Source organism: Hyphomonas sp. J20-32, assembly GCF_055808555.1.
In genome coordinates this window covers 2,063,270-2,083,222 of the sequence record NZ_CM147873.1, presented here as the reverse complement: position 1 = coordinate 2,083,222, position 19,953 = coordinate 2,063,270, and the positions used below count along the sequence as shown (strand labels likewise).

Sequence of the window (19,953 nt, the reverse complement as noted above, 5' to 3'; positions counted from 1 at the left end):
GTCCCGGTTTGCTCGGCCATATATAGGCATACACAACACGTTAGTGAACACTGTTCACTTTTCCAGCGCTTTAACAACGCGGGCAATTCAGCGCAGCCCGAATCAGAAGACGAAGGATTGCTTGCGGTCAAATTGCGCAAATTTGGGTGGGCACGCATCGAAAGCATCGCGAGCCGCCACTGCATCGCCCGCCTTGGTGAACACGGTTCCCCGCCCAAGGCCTTCACGCTCCATCACCACGGCGACAAGGCGTCCGCCCTCTGCCAGCTGGTCTGACCAGGCATCCGGCAGGGATTCAACCATGCCACATACATAAATCACGTCGAATGGGGCCTGATCCGGGAGGCCCGCGTCGATCTTGCCTTCGACGGCCACGGCCCGGTCGAGGCCCAGCGCAGCGAATCGCGCCGACATGGCATCCACAAGCTCCGTTGTCTCTTCCAGCGCGATGACGGTTTCCGACAGGTGGCTGATAAGGGCCGCCTCATAGCCTGCCCCTGCCCCGATCACGAGGACGATGTCGCTTGGCTTGATCGCGGCCAGTTTGACCAGCTTTGCCGTGTCGCGCGGAATCCACAGTGAACGCTCGGGCGATGTTGCGATCTCAAGCTCCGAATAGGCGACCGATTTACGTGAATTGGGCACAAACGCTTCGCGCGGCGTGCGCAGAAACGCTGAGACGATTGGCGCATCGGTCACATCATTCGGGCGGATCTGGCTATCCACCATGATCTCGCGGGCTGCGTCAAAGTTCATGGGCGCACGCCTTCCTCTGGCAAAAACGAACGTAGGACCGCCCTTTAGCATGGGCGGCGTTGGGTGCAATGCGCGATAAACGCACGGCGGATGAAAAGGCAGATTGAAAGCAGACGCTTTGCTTGCTAGGGACGCGCCTCTGGTCAGGCTCTATGGCGGAGTGGTGACGCAGCGGATTGCAAATCCGTGCACCCCGGTTCGATTCCGGGTGGAGCCTCCAGACCATCCCCTCCCTCATTCCGCACAATTTCTCCAAGCTTAACGGGATGTTACGCAGTTCTCACGTGTTTCCTGGTTAATCGTTTACGTCACATTAACCAATTCGGGCGATGTTCGGACTGTCTTCTCTTGGAGACACCCACCATCACCCAACGCCTCGGCGGGAGCTCTAAGTCTCCCGCCATTTTTTTGTCTGACGCCGAAGTTTTTGGACAGCAGCAGCAATTGGGGCTTGAACCGGCCCAATGGTCTGCTATTCACCCGCTCTCGGCTGATCCGCGATAGCTCAGTTGGTAGAGCAGGCGACTGTTAATCGCCCGGTCGTAGGTTCGAGTCCTACTCGCGGAGCCACTCCCCTTCCCCAAGAACACGCCTGACAGTTCGTCAGTTCGCATCCAGGCGCGCAAGCAAGTCCTCTGGCCGTGAAAAATACCCACCCGGCACCACGATCATCACTTTGGCCTTCGGGAACATGGTCTCGAAAAAAGCTGTCTAGGTCGCGAATGTCGGCATGGGCCCGCAGCAAGGATAGCCACGCTGGATAACCAGAGTAAGCCTTTTCCCTGAATCTGTTTTGTCATCGGCCTAACAATTCAAAGTATAGTCTCCCCATATTTAGTGAGCTTACTTGCCATTACACGGCGAATGGATTTTTTCGACAACATCGTCAGCGTGCGACTTGACCGTTTATTACCCGAAACAAGTCGGGGCAGCGTGAGGGCGGGCGCAGGCGCTTCCCCGGCGAGCCGTAAATAACAGTTCCGGCCTGCAAAGGCAGGTTCCGGCCAGCGGCGCTTGGCTCTATAAATCGCCCGAATCCACGATGCCGTTTCCCTCCCCTGAACTCAAACTTGCCTGCGGAGAGTTTTCGCGATGCACGCCCCTTTTGACATGGTTGAAGTTGAACCCGGCCGTCGCCTCCATGTTCTTGTCGAGGGCCCGGAAGATGCGCCATGGGTCGTGTTCGACCATGGCGCCTTCGGCTCCTATGTCGACGGATGGTGGGTCAAGGAAGCACTGAAGGCCGACCACCGCGTTGTGCTCTACGGTCGCGCCGGCATGGGCTGGAGCGATCCGGCGCCCGAGGGCACATCCCTGACGCCTGAATTCCATATCGCCGACCTGCGCCGCCTTCTGGCCGTGCTCGGTGCGCGCCCGCCTTATGTTCTGGTCGGGCATTCCATGGCGGGCTTGCGCCTGCACGCTTTCGCCAATCTTCATCCCGACGAACTGGCAGGCCGTGTCTTCGTCGACGCGATGAACCCCAAATACTTGCGAAAGGCAGGCGGCATGCGCCCGCTCAACGCCTTTGCCTTCCTGTTGCGGATCGGCGGCGCAGTTGCAAAAACCGGCCTTCTGCGCGCAGTCGCGCCATTCACCGCAGACGATATCGACCTGCCCCGAGCGCGCCGGGCCGAGAAACGATTCCTGTTCTGCAAACCCGAACACTGGATTGCCGCTCATGGCGAAGTCACCGCGATTGACCCCGCAGCGGCCTATTTCAACCCGGCTGTCACGGTCAACTCGCCCGTATCGGTCTTCTCGCGCGCCGCCGATGGCGGAGAAAACGCGGGCCTGGTCAGGTCGGTCTCCAACCAGGGCGGTTATGGCCGCCTGTTCGGGCTCGACGGTGAAACTCACACATCTCTCCTCGATCCGGCCCATGCAGCCCGAATCGCACGGGAAGTGCGCTACATGACACGCATGATGGTGCCACTGGCACCGACGGCCCCGGTCAGCATATCAATGAGTGATCCGTCCAAAATCGGCGTATAGTAGCGGGGCTGCCATTCGAGGGAGGCCGGCCATGAAGGATATTGCGACACTTGCGCGTGACCTGATGCAGTCGCGGCTGGAAGACCTGACTGAGCGCGAGCGCCGCGTCCTCGAGCGGTTCGTTGAGCGCCGCAGGATATCCCGCAATGTCGGTCGGATACTCGAAAAGGAATCGACATTTGGCGATCGGTTGGCCGACAAGGTCGCCGAGTTCGGCGGATCGTGGATGTTCATCAGCCTGTTCGGACTTGTCCTAGTGGTCTGGATCGTCGGCAATACCGCCCTTGTGCTCAATAAGGCGCATGCGTTCGATCCCTATCCGTTCATCTTCCTCAATCTCGTCCTCTCGATGCTTGCCGCGATACAGGCACCCGTCATCATGATGTCTCAAAACCGGCAGGCTGCGAAGGATCGCGCCGCCGCCAACTACGACTATGAAGTGAACCTCAAGGCAGAGCTGGAAATCCTGCAGCTGCACGAGAAACTGGACGAGATGCGCCAGACCCAGCTCACCAGCCTTCTCGAAACGCAGGCGGCGCAGCTCGCGCTGCTGGAAAGACTTGCCGCCGCACCTCCAGGCGCGGGCCAGGATGGCTGAACCCGACACACAGTTCACAGACGATACGATAGCACCCGGGCTTTCACCATGGAAACGCCAAGCCCCGCTGGCTTTGGTTGCCGTCCTTTTCGTTCTCGCGATCGTGGCGATCCATTCGGAAATTCGTCACCTGTCGTTCCATAAGATCTATGCCGAGTTGCGCGCGCTGTCGCTCGAACAGGTCCTGCTCGCATTGGCGGGAGTCATTGCCAGCTATCTGGCGGTGACCGCCTATGACACGCTGGCCCTTCGCTATGCGCGCAAGCCTTTGGCCTATGGCAAGACCGCCTTCGCCTCGTTCACTTCCTACGCCCTGTCGAACTCGCTCGGCCTGCCGCTGTTCACGGGCGGCGCTGTGCGCTATCGCCTGTATTCCAGCTGGGGCCTCACGGCGAAGGAGATCGTCCTCCTGGCCATAGTGACCGGCATGACCCTCTATGTCGGCGCCCTCGCAGTTGTCGGCGCCGGTTTGATAATCGAGGCTCCACGGTTCGAAACCGTGTTTCACTTGCCTGCCCCGCTGGCCTATTCGCTTGGCACGATCTGCCTGGCAGCTATCTGCGTCTTCCTGTACTTTGCAGGAAACAAGGGCCGGACGAGACATCTCCGGTCTGTGGCGTTCACGACGCCTGGCCTACCAGTCGCCGCCGGGCAACTCCTCGCCAGCATGGCCGACTGGGCCGGGGCGAGTCTTGTCCTGTTCGCCGTCCTTCCACCTGACACTGGTCTCCCCTACCTGGCGTTCCTGCCGGTCTTCGTTGCCGCCTGCCTCATGGGTGGCGTCAGTGGCCTGCCGGGCGGCGTCGGCGTCTTCGAGGCGGTAATCCTGCTGATGGTACCGACCGAGAACAATGAAGCCCTCGTCGCCAGCCTCATTGCCTATCGCGTGCTCTACTACCTCATCCCTCTCGGCGTCGCAGCGGTGCTTCTGGCGATTTACCAGTTGCCAAATGCCGGCGCACAACTGAAAGGCGCCGCGACTAGGGCGCAGGACATCACAGAGATTTTTGCGCCGACTCTGTTCTCCCTTATCGCCTTCCTCGCCGGCGCCTTCATGCTGATCTCGGCGACGACGCCGACTCTTGCTGGCCCGCTTGAGGCCGCTGGGCGCATCCTGCCATTGCCCGTGATCGAGCTGTCCCACTTCCTCGCCTCAATTGTCGGCGTCCTGCTGCTCATCGTGGCGCTGGGCCTGCGCCAGAAGCTCGATCACGCCTGGACCATCGGCATGATCCTTCTGGTACTCGGTGCAGGCCTCACGTTGCTCAAGGGTGCCGATCCGCACGAAGCCGTCATCCTCCTCGCATCGCTCGCGCTGCTCGCCACTTCGCGCAAGGCCTTCTACCGCAAGACGCCGCTCAGTCAGGCCAGGCTCACCCTGCCCTGGATATTGGCCATCCTTGGCGCCACCTTTGCGGCGGTCTGGCTCGGCTTCTTCTCCTATGAGCACGTCGCCTATCGCGACGAGCTCTGGTGGAGCTTCTCGGTCAGCGGCCAGACGTCCCGGTTTCTGCGCGCGGCTGCAGCCTTGCCCATCGTCCTCCTCCTGGTCTCGCTCTGGCGCTGGCTACAGCCTGCCATCGACAAAGGCATCTTGTCGGATCCCGTCAATCCCGGCACCTTGAAACGTATCCTGTCCTCGGCTGAAATCGGCTATGCCGATGGCGCCCTCGCCCTGCTAGGCGACAAGCAATTCCTGCTGAGCCCCAGTGGCCAGAGCTTCATCATGTATGGCGTGCGCGGACGCCACTGGATCGCAATGAGCGAGCCGGTCGGCAAACGTGACGAGATCGGTCCACTCCTCTGGGCGTTCCGGGAACAGGCCGACCTCTACGGCGCCGCTCCAGTGTTCTATTCGGTCCGCAAGGAGTTCCTGCCATTTGCGCTCGACCTGGGTCTTGCAGCGCAAAAGATAGGTGAGACAGCGCTCGTGCCGCTGGCCGAATTCTCACTCGACGGGCCTGCTCGGTCCGGTTTGCGTGCGAGCCACAGGCGGGCGCTTCGAGACGGCTTGGCGTTCGACATTATCGCGCAAGGCGCATGTGAGGAATCGCTGCCTGCGCTGCAGGCAATCTCGAACGAATGGCTCGCCATGCATGGCGGCGCCGAGAAGAGCTTCTCGCTGGGCCGGTTCGATCCGGACTATATCCGCAACTTTCCCATCGCGGTCGCTCGTCTTGACGGCAAAATTGTTGCTTTTGCCAACCTGATGTCGACCGCTGACGGGCGCGAAATCGCCATCGACCTGATGCGATACGGCCATGCAGCGCCCAACGGCGCTATGGATTTTCTATTCATCGAACTGATGCTCTGGGGAAAGGACAAAGGGGTCCTGACCTTTGATCTCGGCATGGCGCCATTGTCAGGACTGGAAGGCCATCGCCTCGCGACGCTCACGTCCAAGCTTGGCGCGTTCGTCTACGAACACGCCAACAAGATCTACGGTTTCGAAGGCCTTCGAAACTACAAAAACAAGTTCGATCCGATATGGGAACCACTCTACCTTGTTGCCCCGCCCGGCCTCTCCCTCCCTATCGCACTCGGCGACATCGCCATGCTGACCAGTGGCGGCATCAAGGGCATGCTCTCGAAAGGCTAGATTTCAGCATTCAATGACGTTGACGGCCAGCCCGCCCTGGCTCGTTTCCTTGTACTTGGACGACATGTCGATGCCCGTCTGGCGCATCGTCTCGATTACCTGGTCAAGCGACACCTTGGTCTGCTCCACCGAATGAAGGGCCAGTCGCGCGGCATTGACGGCTTTGACTGCACCGATCGCATTGCGCTCAATACAGGGAATCTGGACCAGTCCGCCGACCGGGTCGCAGGTCAGTCCCAAATTGTGCTCCATCCCGATCTCGGCAGCATTCGCGCATTGTTGCGGCGTACCGCCCCACACCGCCGCGAGGCCGGCCGCAGCCATCGAGCACGCCACACCTACTTCACCCTGGCAGCCCATCTCGGCACCGGAAATGGAGGCGCGCTGCTTGTAGAGCAGGCCCACGCCGCCCGCCGTCAGCAGGAACTTACGCAACCGCTCGGCAGCATTTTCCGCATTCGCACAATAATGTTTGATGACGGATGGAATGATTCCCGCTGCCCCATTCGTCGGCGCCGTCACCACTTGTCCGCCGCTGGCATTCTCTTCATTCACCGCCATCGCATAGACATTCAGCCAATCGAATAACTGTTCGCGCTCATTCGATTGCGGCGCGGCCTGCAACTTTTGCCACAAAGCCGGGGCCCGGCGTCGTACCTTTAGCCCTCCCGGCAATACGCCCTCGCGGGCCACCCCCCTCTGGATACAGCCCAGCATGACATCGGCAATCCGGTCGAGCGCTGCTTCGGTCTCTGTCCGTGATCGCACCGCGTCCTCGTTGGCGAGAATCACATCGTCAATGGAAGCTCCCCTGTCAGCACAGATCGACAGGAGCTCTGCGGCTGACGCAAATGGATAGGGAACCTCATTCCCTGTCTTTACGATATCGTCGGCTGGCGGTGTCCGCAGCTGTTTCGCCGTGGCGATAAATCCGCCACCGGTGGAATAATAGGTCTCGTCTTCCAACACGTCGCCTACTGCTGAAAAGGCGCGCAGCGTCATGCCGTTGGGGTGCAGGTCCGGCAACACATGATAAGCAAACACAATGTCCGCTTCCGGATCGAAACCTATGGTTCGTCCATCGGGCAGCGGAAGGCACTTGTTCGCATAGACTTCAGCCACCTGGGCGTCCGCGGCGTTCGGATCGAGCGTTTCAGGTTCCAGCCCGAGCAGCCCCAGGACCACCGCCTTCGGCGTTGCGTGCCCGGCCCCGGTCAGTGCCAGCGAGCCCTGAAGCTCCACTTCGATACGCGACACTCGGCTGAGCACACCCGCATCGCCAAGCGACGCTACGAACCGGTTGGCAATCCGTATCGGCCCCACCGTGTGGGAACTCGACGGACCGATGCCGACGCGAAAGAGATCAAGGACCGAAAGCATGAATTTGCCCATAAACAGCTGTCAGAAGGCACGCATATGCGGTCGTCCCATGTTTTCGCGAGAGGGTATACCCGTTCGCAAAAATTCACTTGGTCCGGCTCCTCCCGCCTGATGAGAAGGCGAGAGAAATTTGGGCGGGATATGTAGAAAGGGGGCAAGGTTTTACACTTGCCCCCTCTTGGTAACTATTTGAAAGCCTTGGCAAAGACGACGCCGAAGACTGTATTTTCCTTGTCTTCAAGATAGTCTATCGCAACCGTCGGGCTGATGTGGAAATCGCCGACATGGAAGTCATAAGCAGCGCCAATGCGCCAAACTGGCAATTCGTGGCCGTGGGAATATTCGCGCCCGGCGCCCGCCAGGAAGCGAAGGCCGATATCCGTGTGGTAGTTGGCGATCAGCAGCAGCTGGTTGGCTTCATAGCCATGGTCGTCTTCCGGCGAATGTTCGATCACCGCTCCAAGCCCCACACGCTCTGTCAGGCGGTACTCGGCTTCGATACCATACGTGGCCTCGGTTAAATCCTCAAAGCTTGTGGCCCCGACAAAAACGCCGGCAACGACATGCGGTTTGAATTCGCCATGATGGCCTGCTTCCGCCTCATGACCGGATTCTGCAATCGCAGGAGCGGCCAAAAGACCTGCGGACGTTGAACAAGCGAGAACTGTGACGAATGACTTAAAAGACAACATGTTTGAATCCCTTGCTGGATAAGGTGATCCGACTACCTGCGGCATTATGCTTAACAAATTCCTTGTTGCACTGCGCAAAGGAAATGACGCCATGGACTCGCCCTTTCCGCTGGGGTGGTCCCATAGTGTTGGCAGGCGCACTCCGACGAAATTACCCACCCGGCATTCGAAATATCGGTCGCTCGCCGAATACGTTTGCGACGACAAACTAAGGCAGGGGTTTCATTCGCTGGGTTGCCGTAACGTCATGACCATAGATCCAGTCATTGCGAGAATGCACAAAGCCGGGCGCCGCGCGACCCGCCAGCCACATGGGGCCATACGTGGCCAATTGGGTCAGCGGATTGCGGCGGTGGAACAGTTTCGCATTCGCCCGTGCACCGGCCTGAACCGCGCTGGTCCGGGCCATACGGTCAGATTCATAGTCTGCGAGCGACGCTGCCAAATCGGTTCCCTCTGACAGGCGCGCGGCAAGAACCCAGGCATCCTCAACCGCCATGACTGCACCCTGCGCGAGGAATGGCAGCATCGGATGGCAGGCATCGCCCAGCAGCACGACGCGGCCGTCACTCCACCGGGACAGTGGCGCACGGTCAAACAGCGCCCAGCGGTTCAGCCTGGTCGAATTCCGGATCAGGTTCAGGATGACCGGATGGAACTCGGCAAAGTCCCTGAGCGCATCTTCACGCGCGCCCTCGCCGGACCAGGATTCCACCTGCCAGCCATCATGCTCCACCACGCCGACAAAATTCGCGAGCAATCCTCTACGCAGCCGATAGGTCACGGCATGGCGGCCTTTGCCCACCCATGCACACGCCGTTGGCGGCGGCAGGTCATTGCCCAACAGGTCAATCGGCACAACGGCGCGCCACGCCACATTGCCGGTAAAACGCGGCTTGTCAGGCCCCAACATCTGCTCTCGCACGACAGAATGCATGCCATCGGCCCCGACAAGAACGTCAGCAGTCAGGCGCGTCCCGTCGCCGAGTTCGGCCACAACCCCCTTTTCATCCTGGACGTATCGGGCCAGCCGCGCGCCCAGCTTCACCGCTTGCGGTGCGCGCTCAGCCAGTTCGTCACTCAGCGCAGTGATCAGATCGGCGCGGTGCAGGTGGAGATAGGGACCGCCCCAGCGGTCAGCTGCCGCCAGGCCCAGCGGGATATCGAACACGACATGGCCGCTATGGCCGAGGCGCATTTCAATTCCTTCCGGCTGGAAGGCATTTTCAGCGATCCGGTCAGACAGGCCGAGCGCCTCGAACACTTTCATCCCATTCGGACTGATCTGAAGGCCGGCCCCGACTTCCCCCAGCGAATCGGCCTGTTCGAGAACCGTTACGTCATGCCCGAATTGCGTAAGCGCCAGCGCGGTCGTCAGACCGCCGATACCGCCCCCTGCAATCAGGATTTTCATGGAACAGGCTCACCTGGGCGTTTTGCGACGATCTTCCTTGCCGCCAAGCAGGATGTAGCGCCGGTCGCAATACTTGCACTCGACAAAGTCATCGTCGCCCATCTCGTACCAGACTTTCGGATGGCCAAGGGCCCCGCCACCGCCATTGCACGACACCTTGCGGCCTGTCGCCAGCACGATTTCAGGTGGGCTGAAAACATCACGGGGTTTGTCCATCGGTCGCGGCTTTCCATGGAGTTTACGGCCCGAGTCCTTGTTCGCGCCGCTTCATCGACCTAACTAGTCCGCAGGGCCGCGCTACGCAAGATAGCCCTGCCATAGCATTGAGGCCCGAATGACCGACGCGACGACCGCCCCCGAATATGCCATCGAAGTCGAACACCTTGAGAAAATCTATCACGCCTCCGGCAAGATGCCGGAAAAGCACGCCCTGAAGGATATCAGCCTTCGCATTCCGCGTGGTTCGATCTTCGGCCTGCTCGGCCCCAATGGTGCTGGCAAGTCGACCTTCATCAACATTCTCGCCGGTCTCGTGAACAAGACCTCCGGCACTGCCCGCATCTGGGGCCTCGACATCGACCAGCACCCGCGCCAGAGCCGGGCCGCCATCGGGGTCGTGAACCAGGAAATCGTCGCCGACCCCTTCTTCACGCCAGTGGAAATGCTGGAACTGATGGCTGGCTTTTACGGCGTGCCGAAATCTGAACGCCGCAGCCTCGAAATCCTCACCGCCGTCGGCCTCGACGACAAGAAGGACGCCTATGTCCGCCAGCTGTCCGGCGGCATGAAGCGCCGCCTCATGGTCGCCAAGGCGCTCGTCCACAATCCGCCTGTCCTGATTCTCGACGAACCGACTGCGGGCGTCGATGTCGAACTGCGCCGGTCGCTCTGGACCTATGTCCGCGAACTGCACGAGCGCGGCACCACGATCATCCTCACCACGCACTACCTCGAAGAGGCCGAAGAGCTGTGCAATTCCATCGCCATCGTGAATCACGGCGAGATCGTTGCCTGCGAGCCGACCCCGAAACTGTTGGCGCGCCTCGACTACAAGACGCTGGTGATTACCCCGAAAGAGGCGCTGAACGCGGTGCCCGCGAGCCTGTCCGGCCTCGACGCACACATCCGCCCCGGCGGGGAAATCGCAATCACCTTCCGCACCAGCGAGACGGGCATCGGCCGCCTGCTGGAACAGGTGCGCGGCGCCGGAATCAGCATCGGGGACCTCGTTACCGAAGCCCCCGATCTGGAAGACGTCTTCTTGTCGCTGACAAGCGAGCCGGAGCCAGCCTAGACGCTCTGCTTGATCCAGTCGGCAATGGCCTGCTTGCTCATCGCGCCGAGATGGGTCGCGGCAACCTTGCCATCCTTGAACACCATCAGCGTCGGCATGCCGCGCACGCCATACTTGGAGGCGGCCATCGGGTTCTCGTCGACATTGATCTTGGCGACCTTGACCTTCCCGGCCATATCGACCGAAACGGCCTCGAGATGCGGCGCCATCTGCTTGCAGGGCCCGCACCATTCCGCCCAGAAATCCACCACGACCGGCACGTCAGATGCCGCGATCACATTGTCGAATTCGTCGTCGGTAACATTAATTGCAGCCATGACAGGCTCCTTCATCTAGCTTCACTGGATGATACATAGGGACTCAGGGCCGAAGTCAAACCTCGCTCTGCGCACGCTTTAGCGCCGCTAACAGGTCCGCCTCCGGCAAAACCATCAGTTTCGGCCCGTCCGTCCAGCACAGCGCCGCCACCACGTCCCGGCCGCTATAGGCCTGCTTCAGTACCGCCCAATAGGCACCCATCTGGGTCATGTATGTCGCCGCCACTCCCGATACCTTGTCCGGCGCTGGCTGGTCGGTCTTGAAGTCGATCACCAGCACCCGTTCGGCCGTCACAACAAGGCGGTCGACCCGGCCATTGATCACCGTTCCCGGCGGCAGGTCCGGTGCCGTTCCGATAACGGCCGCCTCGGCCCGCCCGCCGGGCGCAAACACGTCCGCCATGGCCGGGTCCTGAAGCACGCCCATCGCCGCGCTGAGCATCTCGGTGCGCTGCGCATCGTCCAGGTCAACGTCCCGCCCGAGGAATTCCCGCCCCGCAGCCTCCCGTCGCGCCTCGGGAAGTTCTGGCAGGTATTGCAGCAGCGAGTGGATCAGCCGGCCGCGCTTCATCTGCGCCTCGCGATGCGGTCCGAACGGCGCCAGCACCGGCGTGCGGCGCGAGAGGAGCCCGGTCGGCGCACTCAGGCGGCGCGCCGGGCCATCGACGGGCGGCGCACGCAGCGCCCAGTCCGGAACGCGCCCTTGCCGCTCCCTTGCCGTCCCGTCGCCACCCTTCAGCGGCCCCGGCACCCCATGCCGGCGAACGCCCTCATTTCCCTCCGGCGCGAACGCGTTCATCGCGCCCGCACACAAGGCGTACCAGGATTTCTTGTGATGGCCTTCCTTGCCGCCGCCATGCCAGTGCCCCGCAATGATCAGCCGGTCCTGCGCCCGTGTCAGCGCCACATAGAGCAGGCGCCGGTGCTCTTCCTCGGCCTTTGCGTCGGCAATCGCGCGCTCGGCGGCAATCTCCGGCGTGTCGGCATCCTTGCGCGGCGACCAGACAGGAACACCGCCAATATCGAACATGCGGGCAGAGCCGCCACGCGGCCCCGCCGTCGTGTCCGGCAACACCACGACCGGCGCCTGCAGGCCCTTGGCCCCATGCACCGTCATCACCCGCACTTCGCGCTCCGGTGCAGCCAGATCCCGTTTGATTTCAGTGTCATGCGCTTCCATCGCCGCCAGGAATCCCTGCAGCGATGCCGGCTCGGCCGAATCATGCTGCAGCGCCCGCGACATCAGCGCCTCGACCGGGTCGCGCGCGGGCGTGCCCAGACGCGCATTGATCCTTTCCCAGCCCGTCTGGCCGTCGGCCCCGGCCTGGTCCATCACGGATGACAGGAACTCGTAAGGCGCCAGATGCGTCCGCTCCAGCAACCCCCGAAGGAACACCGCCGCCGCCTGGACATTAGGGTCGTCACTTTCCTGAACACGGCCCCACAGCGACACGCCTTTGTCGCGCTGGCCGGCGAGCGGATAAAGATAGCGGTCATCGTCGACAAGGCCGAGGAATGGCCCACGCAGGATTTCCGCCAGCGTCAGGTCCGCCTCCGGCAGTACCGCGAACCGCAACAGGTTGAGGCAATCCTGTACGCCAATATGGTCGAGCAGTTTCAGCCTGTCTGCACCCGCAACCGGCAGGCCGACCGATTTCAGCGCCCCGATCATCGCGTCAAACAGGCCGCCCGTCCGGCTCCTCACCAGTACCAGGATATCCTGCGGCTGCACTTCGCGGCGCACCCACGAGCGGTCGGGCAGTTCCGCCCATATCGTTTCGCCGCTGTCGATCATGGCCTTGACCTGGATCGCCAGCCGCTTGGCCAGCTGCGCCTTGGGCGAGGCCTCGCGCATCGCGTTCACCGGCCGGTCCCAGGCATCCTCCGGCACATCCTCGGCGACCGGTTCGATCGGCCACAGTTCGACACAGCCCGGCTGGCTTGCCCGGCGCGCAGTATGTTTCACGATATCGGCTGTCGCAGGCGCCGACGGCGCATGCGCAACGTCAACGGGCGGCGCGCTGTTCCACACCTGGTCGACAAATTCCAGCACCTGCGGTGAAGACCGGAACGACATGTCCATCGACCGCTGCAGCATGTCGGTCGACTGCAGGCTCAGCTCCTGCGCCTTGTCCCGGAATTTCGCGGGGTCTGCCCCCTGGAACGAATAGATCGACTGTTTTTCGTCTCCCACCACGAACAGCGTGCGCGGGTCCTGCTGGCGTTCGGGTCCCAGTCCCGAGAAGAATTCCGTCGTCAGGGCCGTGATCAGTTCCCATTGCGGCGGGCTCGTATCCTGCGCTTCGTCCAGCAGGACATGGCTGAGGCCGCCATCGAGCTTGTACAGAACCCAGTCCGACATGCCGCTCTGCGTCAGCAGCAAGCGCGTCTTGTGGATGAGGTCGTCAAAGTCGAGCGCTGCACGGGCTGCTTTCGCCTGCTGGTAAGCGTGCAAAGCAGGTACGCCGACCCGCAACAGCGCCGACGTCCGCTCGAAGGCACGCGCGCGGGCAAGAGCCTCGGCCAATTGGCGCACGCGGGCCACTTCCCGGCCTTCGCCATCCTTCATCTGGAACAGGTCGGCGATCAGCGGCGACTGCTTCACGCTGTCTGCTGTATAGGGGTTGGACTTGCGATAATCTCCGCTGCCGGTGGTGAATATGCTGAGATAGGTCTCCCACCGGTCCGCCGAATCCTCGGCCCCCAGGACCGCGACCAGCGCATCAGCCGTCTTCTGGTCCGAGACCTTGCCACCCTGCAACACCGAGATCGCTGCCTTCAGGTCCGCCACCGGCATCGCCTCGCCCATGGCGAGGTCCAGCAACTCACGCGCACTGGCCTCCGGCGCATTCAGGCCTTCGCGCAGGGAGAAATCCATCGCGTCGAAATCAAAACCGTGCGCTTCGGCAAAATCGAGCACAGCACTGGCCGACCAGCGCAGCATGTCGAGACCGGCCATGGCCCCGTCATGGCCACCCTCCAGCGCGAGCAGGTCCAGCAACTCCGGCGACGCTTCCTGCGCCTGCAACACCGCGCGGGCGCGCGCGGTTTGCCACAACGCCGCCGCCTCATCCTCTTCAATTTCGGAAAAGCCGGGCAGTACACCGGCTTCCTGCGGGAACCGCCTCAGGATACGCGAACAGAAGGCATGAATGGTCTCGATGCGCAGGCCACCGGGCGACTCGAGTGCGCGGGCGAACAGGGCACGCGCCGCTTTCAGGTCGTCAGGCGTGTACGCATCATCGGTCCGCCCTTCGAGCTTCGCAAGTTCCGTACGGAGACTGTCATCCTCCATCACCGACCAGCGGCCCAGCGTCTTGAACAGGCGCGACAGCATTTCGCTGGCCGCCGCCTTCGTATACGTGATGCAGAGGATGGAATCCGGCGCGGCTCCCGGTCGGCCGTCCTCGCGGCGCAACAACAGGCGCGCCACCCGGTCGATCAGGACTTTGGTCTTGCCGCTGCCCGCATTGGCAGACACGAAGGCCGGAATGGCCGGATTGGCCACGGCAGCCTGAACACCGATTGCAGCAAGGAATGCCTCGGCCGAGTTGCTTTCGAAAATGGGGGCGTCCGGATCAGCCATTGTCGCCCTCCCCGTCCTCGGTATCGCCCGCCCATTCGGCGCGCCGCGCCAACCGGTTGAAGCCATTGTCATACTTCACGAATTTCACGCGCGGCGCCGACAGGAAGGTCGTATCCGGCTGGCGATAGTTCGCGATCAGGCGTTTGACGCCTTCTTCCGCCTTGTCGGCCAGCTCATCCGGCGTTGCCGTGAGCGCCTTGGACATGCCCACCAGCCGTGCATCGGGTTTTGCCTTGAAGGCCACATATTCCAGCGCAGCAACCGACGCGGCCGCGACGCCCTTGTAGGCACCCGCGCGGGCAATCAGCGCCTGCAGCGGCATCTGCTGGCTCAGCTCTGCCGCGATCTCCTTGTCCGATGGCGGATTGCCCGTCTTGAAATCGACAATTACCAGTTCGCCGGTCGCGTTGCGTTCAATACGGTCCGCCGTCGCAGACAGCGTGAAGGGGTGGCCTGCAATCTCATAGTCGATCAGGCCTTTGACCTCGAGCTTCGGCCGCGCCCCGCCAGTGTCGCGCCCGGCCCGCCATGTGAGATACCAGTCGACTGTCTTCTTCCACACCGCTCGGCGCGCAGCCCAGTCTTCTTCAGGCTCCCCGACACGCGCCAGCTCCTGTTCCAGGAGAGCCATCAGGTGGTCCGCTGTCTTCGGCGCGCCATCCTCTTCGAGCAATTCCAGCGCATGGTGGATCGCCGTTCCGCGCGGCGCAGGCCCCAGCGGAGCATTCATCGGATCGAGGGGCGACAGGCCAAGCACGTTCTCGGCCCACATCGCATAAGGGTCGCGCTGCAGCAGGTCGATACGGGTGACAGACAGCCGTTTCGGCCAGCCTTCCGGGTGTCGGGTCGGCCGGGGTTCGGCAGAGAATTCAGGCGGCAGGCTGCCCGTGCCGCGCGCTTGCATCGCGGCCACCCATTCCAGCGGATGCCCGTTATCCGGTGCCAGCGCATTGGCCGCCTTGTCGTCCAGCGCGCCCTCGGCCAGCGTCTTCAGTCGCCAGACCCAGCGCGAGGCAACGGCTGGCGCATCGTCGCGCCGAGCCGAATGCAGCATCACGACCTTGGGCGCACAGGCGAGTTGCGCGAAGTCGTGCGCCGACAGGCCGAGGCGGTCTTCAGGGTCATTCAGGCCAAGCTCGGACCGGAACCGGCGCAGCAGGAACGCATCCGGCGAAGGTCGATGCGGCCAGACATCCTCGTTGAGGCCTGCCAGGATAACTCGCCCCGCCGATTGAAGGCGCGCTTCCAGTGGACCCCATATCGCGAGGCGCGGATGTTCCACCAATCCGGCACTGACGGTCATTTGTGCACTTTGCGCATGGATCAGGTCGACCAGCGCATGCGGCGGCATCGGCCCCAACTGGTCGGAAATATCCCTTATGCTGATGAACAGGTCCGATGCCTTGCGGCCGTCCTCGCCCGCCCAGGGCAACGGCGCTTCACTTATCCGGCCCGCCAGCGCGGCGATTTTTTCCGCTGCATCGGTGCCGTCGACCTCCGCCAACCCCGACAAATCGGCACCAGTCTCCTCAAAATCCGCAATCAACCGGTCAACAAGGGCGATGGCGGCATCCTGGTCGGCCCGGTCAAAACCCGGATAGGGCTCGATCTGGTCGCGCGTATCGATACTCTCCCGCAGGCCTGCCAGGTCGCGCCAGCGGCGTGGGCCTCTCAGGAAATGACGTTCCAGCGCGGCCAGCCCTTCCCGGTCCTTCACGAAACCATGCTTCATCGCAGCGGTCAGCGCGACCGGTTCGGACGGGTCAACCGCCCATGTCGCACACAGGCCGATCAGGCTGCCGGCAGGCGTTCGCCCCAGCGGCACACCCGCGGACGGCGGCACATCCACCCCCCAGCGCTTCAGCAGGGCCGACACCCGCCGCGCCATGCCGGCGTCGGGCGTCACGAGCGCCGCCGTGTCTCCCGGCGTTTCCAGCGTCTCGCGCATCAGCAGGGCGGCGGCCTCCGCCTCTGCGGCCTCGTCGGGCGCTTCGATCACGACCAGGCCGTCCAGCGCATCAGTCGCAAATCCGGGAACCGTGGCGCCGGTGGCCTTGGCCAGTGTCTTCAGCGTGTCCCGCCAGTCCGCCGTCGCATCGGCGGGCGCCAGTGCCTCATGGATCATTCGGCGGCGGGCCGAACCGGTGTTGCTCTCGGCAATTCCGGGCCAAGCCCCCACATCACCGGTGGCAATATCCAGGTGGTCCAGCGCATCGATCAGGGAGTTCTGCGGGTGGCTCACGGACGCGCGGATCGCATCCCACGCTGCGTCATCGGCGTCCATGTCGAGCCCCGGCAGCACAATCAGTCCCTTGGGCAATTTGAGCGCAGCCTTCATCAGCACGCGCCCGGCAGGCGTCGCACCAGTCGAACCCGCGATCACGACCGGTGCTTCAGGCGGCTTGGCGGCCCAGTCTGCCGCGAGCGCCTTGGCTGCCGCCAGCCGCCGGGCGAACGGGTCCATCGCATTATTCGCTGCCAGCCATTCCGGCCAGGCATCGGTAATGATCTTCAGGAATTCGACCGAGCCGTGCCAATGCGCCGCCAGGTCAGCTTGCGCGACAAGACCATCCAGCTTGGTCCAGTCGACTTTTTCGCTGAGCGCCGCCTGGTCCAGCAGGCGTGAAAGCTCCCGCGCGGCCGCCAGCGCCGAAGCAGGTGGCAGGTCGATCCTGTATTTTGCCGCATAATATCCGCGCACGAGGCTCGCCAGAGCGCCAAGGCGCCGTGCTGGCGACATCGCTGGCGGCAGGCCGGCCAGCGCCGTCTCGGCATTCGGCGGCGCCTCCTCGCTTTCAAGGTCTCCCAGCGTGCGCACATCCGGCGGCAGGATCGGCTTGCCGCCAGCCGCGTCGAACAGCGCAAGTGTCAGCGCCCGCGCCGAGCGGCTGTTGGGCACATAGACCACCGCCTCGCTCAGGGCATCCGGCCGGTCCGCGAGGCCGGTCTCTTGCGCCAGCGTGTTCGCCAGGGCCCGCAGGAAATCCGCCCCCGGAGGGATCGACCAGACTTTCGGACGCCCGGCGCCGAAGACCAGTGCCTCATGCGCCATGGCAGCGCAGCCACATCTCGGCATCTTTCAGCGCGCCGGGATCACCCACATGCAGCCAGAACCGGTCCAGCGACCAGCCCATCAGGCGGCGCTCTGCGATCAGCCGGTCCCAAACGCGCAGCGCCGAAAAGCGCTCGACCGGTTCGGCATCGTATAGCTGCGGCCTGATGATCCGCGCGCCGGCATAGGCCCAGGGCGCCGACTTGGCGTCGCCCCGGCGCACCATGCGGTTGTCCTCGCCAAGGAAGAAATCGCCCGCGCCGTCAAAGCCAAGGCACTTCCCCGTATCGGCCACCATCAGCAAGGCATCCGCATGGTCCGGGTCGAACGCGTCGGCCAGCGCCACGAGCGGCGCGCCCGATTCCGGCGCCCAGAAGGCATCCGTGTTGATCACGTAGATCGGGTCATCTCCCAGCAATGGCCGCGCCTTCGCCAGCGCTCCGCCGGTTTCCAGCACCTCGCCGCGCTCGTCCGAGATGACGATCTCGATATCTGTCCGCGTCGCCAGGTGCGCCTCCACCTGCTCGGCGAGATAATGCACGTTCACGATCGCCCGCTTGACCCCTGCTGCAACCAATGGATCCAGCATCCGGTCGATCAGCCGCTTGCCCGCCACCTCGATCAGCGGCTTGGGCATCTCGTCCGTCAGCGGCCGCATCCGGGTGCCAAGCCCGGCGGCGAGCACCATGGCCGTATGCGGAACGGGAACACTCATGGCTTGGCCTCGAAGACGAAGGGCGTGGTCTCGCGCACGAAGGCCGCCATGCCTTCAAGCGCTGGGTGCGACAGGTTCCGGGCGAGAATGGACAGTTGGCGCGGCTGGAAGTCGCCATAGCGCGGCTTGCCATCGCGGATCATCAGGCGCGCAAATAGGCCTGCGATCCGCAATGCGTTGAGCGCCCCGATGACCGCGAGCCGCTCTTCAAACCCGGTGCGGGTTTTCCCCGTCTTGTCGAGATAGTGCCGGATCGCCGCCTCCGCCGCTTCGGGCGACACGGCCCGGCGCGCATCCTGCGTGAGCATCGCCATGTCCCACGCGTCCCAGCCCTTCACCGCGTCCTGGAAATCGAGCAGGCCGATCCGCCCGCCCTCCAGCCACAGCAGGTTTTCCGCATGGAAGTCGCGCAACGTGAATGTCCGGGGAAACCGCATCGCCTGTTCGATCAGCGCGTCGCGCTCACGCTCCCAGCGCGCCCGCGCCTGTCCCGTCAGCGCGCCGCCGCCCGCCTGCTGCGGCAGCCAGTCGGCATAGAGATCGGCATTGGTTGCCAGCGCCAGCCTGTCGAAGTCCAGGATCGGCCAGATCTCACCCTTCGCTTCCAGCCGCTCAGGAACTGGCGCGGCGTGCAGTTTCGTCAACACATCGGCGGCCGCGACATAAGCCTCGGTCTCGTCGACCAGTCCGCTTTCGATCTGACGGGCCAGTTCCTTCCGGTCGCCGAAATCCTCGATCAGGGCGAGGCCGGCCGCCGTATCGTGCGCCAGCACCCGTGGCGGGTGAAAGCCCAGCGAAGCGAGATGCCCGGCCAGCAGCACGAAGGCATCCACGCGCGACGCCGCCAGACGGGTCTGCGCATTCCAGCCCATGGCGTTGCGCACCAATTCATCGGCGTCCGGCGGGCACGGATCGGCTTCGATGCGCGGGGCATCCATCAGCAGGGCCCGCGCGGCATCTGGCCGCACCAGCCTGATATAGCGGCGCGTCGACGCGTCCTGCCCGAGCGGAGTTCGCGTTGCATCGCCCCACCCGGCTCCCGCCAGGAAGGTATCGATCAGGGCCGTCCGGTGACTAGAATCGAAATCCATCCAGCCGCTTCTGCCAGTCTTCGCCAACCGGTTCCAGCCTTGCCCGGCGCTGCTCCCCAAGCATTTCGAGCGTCAGGTCCAGTCGCGCCGCCGGCAAATAGCGCCCGGCCCGTTCCGGCCATTCGATCAGGGCGACCCCGTCCTGGGTTTCGTCCCAGCCCAGCTCCATCACCTCATCCGGCCTGTCCAGACGGTACAAATCGAAGTGCCACAAGGGGAATCCGGGCCCGTCATAGGCCTGCACCAGCGTATAGGTCGGGCTCGGCACCTCCTCACCTGGCCCGCACAATGCCTGCACCAGGCCGCGCGTCAGGGTCGTCTTGCCCGCGCCGAGGTCGCCATGCAGTGCAATCACGTCACCAGCCTTCAGCAGGCCAGCCAGCGCCGCGCCAAGCGCCCGCGTCGCCGCATCGTCTGCAAGAGTAAACGTGTGTTCCATGCCTGACTATATAGAGGATCAGGCT

The 19,953-nt window shown here is 63.2% G+C and carries 15 protein-coding genes and 2 tRNA genes; 6 read left to right on the top strand and 11 right to left on the bottom strand.

What is annotated here, in order from left to right:
• Nucleotides 1–102 precede the first annotated feature (102 nt).
• A complete protein-coding gene (locus AC0L7I_RS10245) occupies nucleotides 103–756 on the bottom strand; it encodes a protein-L-isoaspartate O-methyltransferase family protein (protein WP_473396331.1) in 654 nt (217 codons plus the stop codon).
• Between the two features lie 146 nt (nucleotides 757–902).
• Between AC0L7I_RS10245 and AC0L7I_RS10240 the strand changes: the two genes are divergently transcribed.
• The 5 genes from AC0L7I_RS10240 to mprF all read left to right on the top strand — a co-directional run bounded on the left by AC0L7I_RS10240 (nucleotide 903) and on the right by mprF (nucleotide 5,948).
• Nucleotides 903–976 (top strand) — tRNA-Cys (locus tag AC0L7I_RS10240).
• A gap of 274 nt (nucleotides 977–1,250) precedes the next feature.
• Nucleotides 1,251–1,326: transfer RNA gene (locus tag AC0L7I_RS10235), tRNA-Asn, on the top strand.
• A gap of 522 nt (nucleotides 1,327–1,848) precedes the next feature.
• Nucleotides 1,849–2,751, top strand: a complete 903-nt coding sequence (locus AC0L7I_RS10230) for an alpha/beta fold hydrolase (RefSeq protein ID WP_473396330.1) — start codon at nucleotides 1,849–1,851, stop codon at nucleotides 2,749–2,751.
• A 31-nt stretch (nucleotides 2,752–2,782) separates the two neighbouring features.
• Nucleotides 2,783–3,349 carry a DUF1003 domain-containing protein gene (locus tag AC0L7I_RS10225; RefSeq protein ID WP_473396329.1) on the top strand — a complete coding sequence of 189 codons (567 nt, stop codon included), beginning with the start codon at nucleotides 2,783–2,785 and terminating at the stop codon, nucleotides 3,347–3,349.
• Nucleotides 3,342–5,948: a bifunctional lysylphosphatidylglycerol flippase/synthetase MprF gene (gene mprF / locus AC0L7I_RS10220; RefSeq protein WP_473396328.1), complete on the top strand. Its 2,607-nt coding sequence runs from the start codon at nucleotides 3,342–3,344 to the stop codon at nucleotides 5,946–5,948. Before AC0L7I_RS10225 ends, mprF begins: the two co-directional genes overlap by 8 nt.
• A gap of 3 nt (nucleotides 5,949–5,951) precedes the next feature.
• Here the strand turns inward: mprF and AC0L7I_RS10215 are convergent, their stop codons facing one another.
• The 4 genes from AC0L7I_RS10215 to AC0L7I_RS10200 all read right to left on the bottom strand — a co-directional run bounded on the left by AC0L7I_RS10215 (nucleotide 5,952) and on the right by AC0L7I_RS10200 (nucleotide 9,650).
• Entirely contained in the window at nucleotides 5,952–7,328 is a 1,377-nt protein-coding gene (locus AC0L7I_RS10215; protein WP_473399140.1) for an L-serine ammonia-lyase, read from the bottom strand.
• Nucleotides 7,329–7,513: 185 nt separating this feature from the next.
• Entirely contained in the window at nucleotides 7,514–8,113 is a 600-nt protein-coding gene (locus tag AC0L7I_RS10210; RefSeq protein WP_473396327.1) for a hypothetical protein, read from the bottom strand.
• A 115-nt stretch (nucleotides 8,114–8,228) separates the two neighbouring features.
• On the bottom strand, nucleotides 8,229–9,434 hold the full coding sequence (locus AC0L7I_RS10205; protein ID WP_473396326.1) for an FAD-dependent monooxygenase: 1,206 nt from the start codon (nucleotides 9,432–9,434) through the stop codon (nucleotides 8,229–8,231).
• 9 nt (nucleotides 9,435–9,443) lie between these two features.
• Complete coding sequence (locus AC0L7I_RS10200; RefSeq protein ID WP_473396325.1) at nucleotides 9,444–9,650, bottom strand: zinc-finger domain-containing protein; 207 nt, start codon at nucleotides 9,648–9,650, stop codon at nucleotides 9,444–9,446.
• 118 nt (nucleotides 9,651–9,768) lie between these two features.
• On the opposite strand from AC0L7I_RS10200, the gene AC0L7I_RS10195 reads away from it, so the two are divergent.
• A complete protein-coding gene (locus AC0L7I_RS10195) occupies nucleotides 9,769–10,728 on the top strand; it encodes an ABC transporter ATP-binding protein (RefSeq protein WP_473396324.1) in 960 nt (319 codons plus the stop codon).
• Here AC0L7I_RS10195 and trxA read toward each other — a convergent pair.
• From trxA to tsaE, 6 genes are read right to left on the bottom strand one after another with little or no spacing between them, the layout of a single operon-like run.
• Nucleotides 10,725–11,045 carry a thioredoxin gene (gene trxA, locus AC0L7I_RS10190; protein WP_473396323.1) on the bottom strand — a complete coding sequence of 107 codons (321 nt, stop codon included), beginning with the start codon at nucleotides 11,043–11,045 and terminating at the stop codon, nucleotides 10,725–10,727. The two genes, AC0L7I_RS10195 and trxA, sit on opposite strands and share 4 nt — an antisense overlap.
• Nucleotides 11,046–11,100: 55 nt before the next feature.
• Complete coding sequence (addA, locus tag AC0L7I_RS10185) at nucleotides 11,101–14,631, bottom strand: double-strand break repair helicase AddA (protein ID WP_473396322.1); 3,531 nt, start codon at nucleotides 14,629–14,631, stop codon at nucleotides 11,101–11,103.
• The gene (gene addB / locus AC0L7I_RS10180; RefSeq protein WP_473396321.1) at nucleotides 14,624–17,683 is read right to left on the bottom strand and encodes a double-strand break repair protein AddB; all 3,060 of its coding nucleotides are present in this window, start codon (nucleotides 17,681–17,683) and stop codon (nucleotides 14,624–14,626) included. Before addB ends, addA begins: the two co-directional genes overlap by 8 nt.
• Nucleotides 17,673–18,398 carry a nucleotidyltransferase family protein gene (locus tag AC0L7I_RS10175; protein ID WP_473396320.1) on the bottom strand — a complete coding sequence of 242 codons (726 nt, stop codon included), beginning with the start codon at nucleotides 18,396–18,398 and terminating at the stop codon, nucleotides 17,673–17,675. Before AC0L7I_RS10175 ends, addB begins: the two co-directional genes overlap by 11 nt.
• Nucleotides 18,395–19,489, bottom strand: a complete 1,095-nt coding sequence (locus tag AC0L7I_RS10170; protein WP_473396319.1) for an aminoglycoside phosphotransferase family protein — start codon at nucleotides 19,487–19,489, stop codon at nucleotides 18,395–18,397. Before AC0L7I_RS10170 ends, AC0L7I_RS10175 begins: the two co-directional genes overlap by 4 nt.
• On the bottom strand, nucleotides 19,473–19,928 hold the full coding sequence (gene tsaE / locus AC0L7I_RS10165) for a tRNA (adenosine(37)-N6)-threonylcarbamoyltransferase complex ATPase subunit type 1 TsaE (protein WP_473396318.1): 456 nt from the start codon (nucleotides 19,926–19,928) through the stop codon (nucleotides 19,473–19,475). The genes AC0L7I_RS10170 and tsaE overlap by 17 nt, the downstream gene beginning before the upstream one ends.
• Nucleotides 19,929–19,953 lie beyond the last annotated feature (25 nt).

What these genes read in the sequence shown, in the direction of transcription:
- tsaE (WP_473396318.1), bottom strand. Translation starts at nt 19,928, where the DNA reads ATGGAACACACGTTTACTCTTGCAGACGATGCGGCGACGCGGGCGCTT.
- AC0L7I_RS10215 (WP_473399140.1), bottom strand. Translation starts at nt 7,328, where the DNA reads ATGCTTTCGGTCCTTGATCTCTTTCGCGTCGGCATCGGTCCGTCGAGT.
- AC0L7I_RS10200 (WP_473396325.1), bottom strand. Translation starts at nt 9,650, where the DNA reads ATGGACAAACCCCGTGATGTTTTCAGCCCACCTGAAATCGTGCTGGCG.
- AC0L7I_RS10245 (WP_473396331.1), bottom strand. Translation starts at nt 756, where the DNA reads ATGAACTTTGACGCAGCCCGCGAGATCATGGTGGATAGCCAGATCCGC.
- AC0L7I_RS10225 (WP_473396329.1), top strand. Translation starts at nt 2,783, where the DNA reads ATGAAGGATATTGCGACACTTGCGCGTGACCTGATGCAGTCGCGGCTG.
- addA (WP_473396322.1), bottom strand. Translation starts at nt 14,631, where the DNA reads ATGGCTGATCCGGACGCCCCCATTTTCGAAAGCAACTCGGCCGAGGCA.
- addB (WP_473396321.1), bottom strand. Translation starts at nt 17,683, where the DNA reads ATGGCGCATGAGGCACTGGTCTTCGGCGCCGGGCGTCCGAAAGTCTGG.
- AC0L7I_RS10205 (WP_473396326.1), bottom strand. Translation starts at nt 9,434, where the DNA reads ATGAAAATCCTGATTGCAGGGGGCGGTATCGGCGGTCTGACGACCGCG.
- mprF (WP_473396328.1), top strand. Translation starts at nt 3,342, where the DNA reads ATGGCTGAACCCGACACACAGTTCACAGACGATACGATAGCACCCGGG.
- trxA (WP_473396323.1), bottom strand. Translation starts at nt 11,045, where the DNA reads ATGGCTGCAATTAATGTTACCGACGACGAATTCGACAATGTGATCGCG.
- AC0L7I_RS10230 (WP_473396330.1), top strand. Translation starts at nt 1,849, where the DNA reads ATGCACGCCCCTTTTGACATGGTTGAAGTTGAACCCGGCCGTCGCCTC.
- AC0L7I_RS10195 (WP_473396324.1), top strand. Translation starts at nt 9,769, where the DNA reads ATGACCGACGCGACGACCGCCCCCGAATATGCCATCGAAGTCGAACAC.
- AC0L7I_RS10170 (WP_473396319.1), bottom strand. Translation starts at nt 19,489, where the DNA reads ATGGATTTCGATTCTAGTCACCGGACGGCCCTGATCGATACCTTCCTG.
- AC0L7I_RS10175 (WP_473396320.1), bottom strand. Translation starts at nt 18,398, where the DNA reads ATGAGTGTTCCCGTTCCGCATACGGCCATGGTGCTCGCCGCCGGGCTT.
- AC0L7I_RS10210 (WP_473396327.1), bottom strand. Translation starts at nt 8,113, where the DNA reads ATGGCGTCATTTCCTTTGCGCAGTGCAACAAGGAATTTGTTAAGCATA.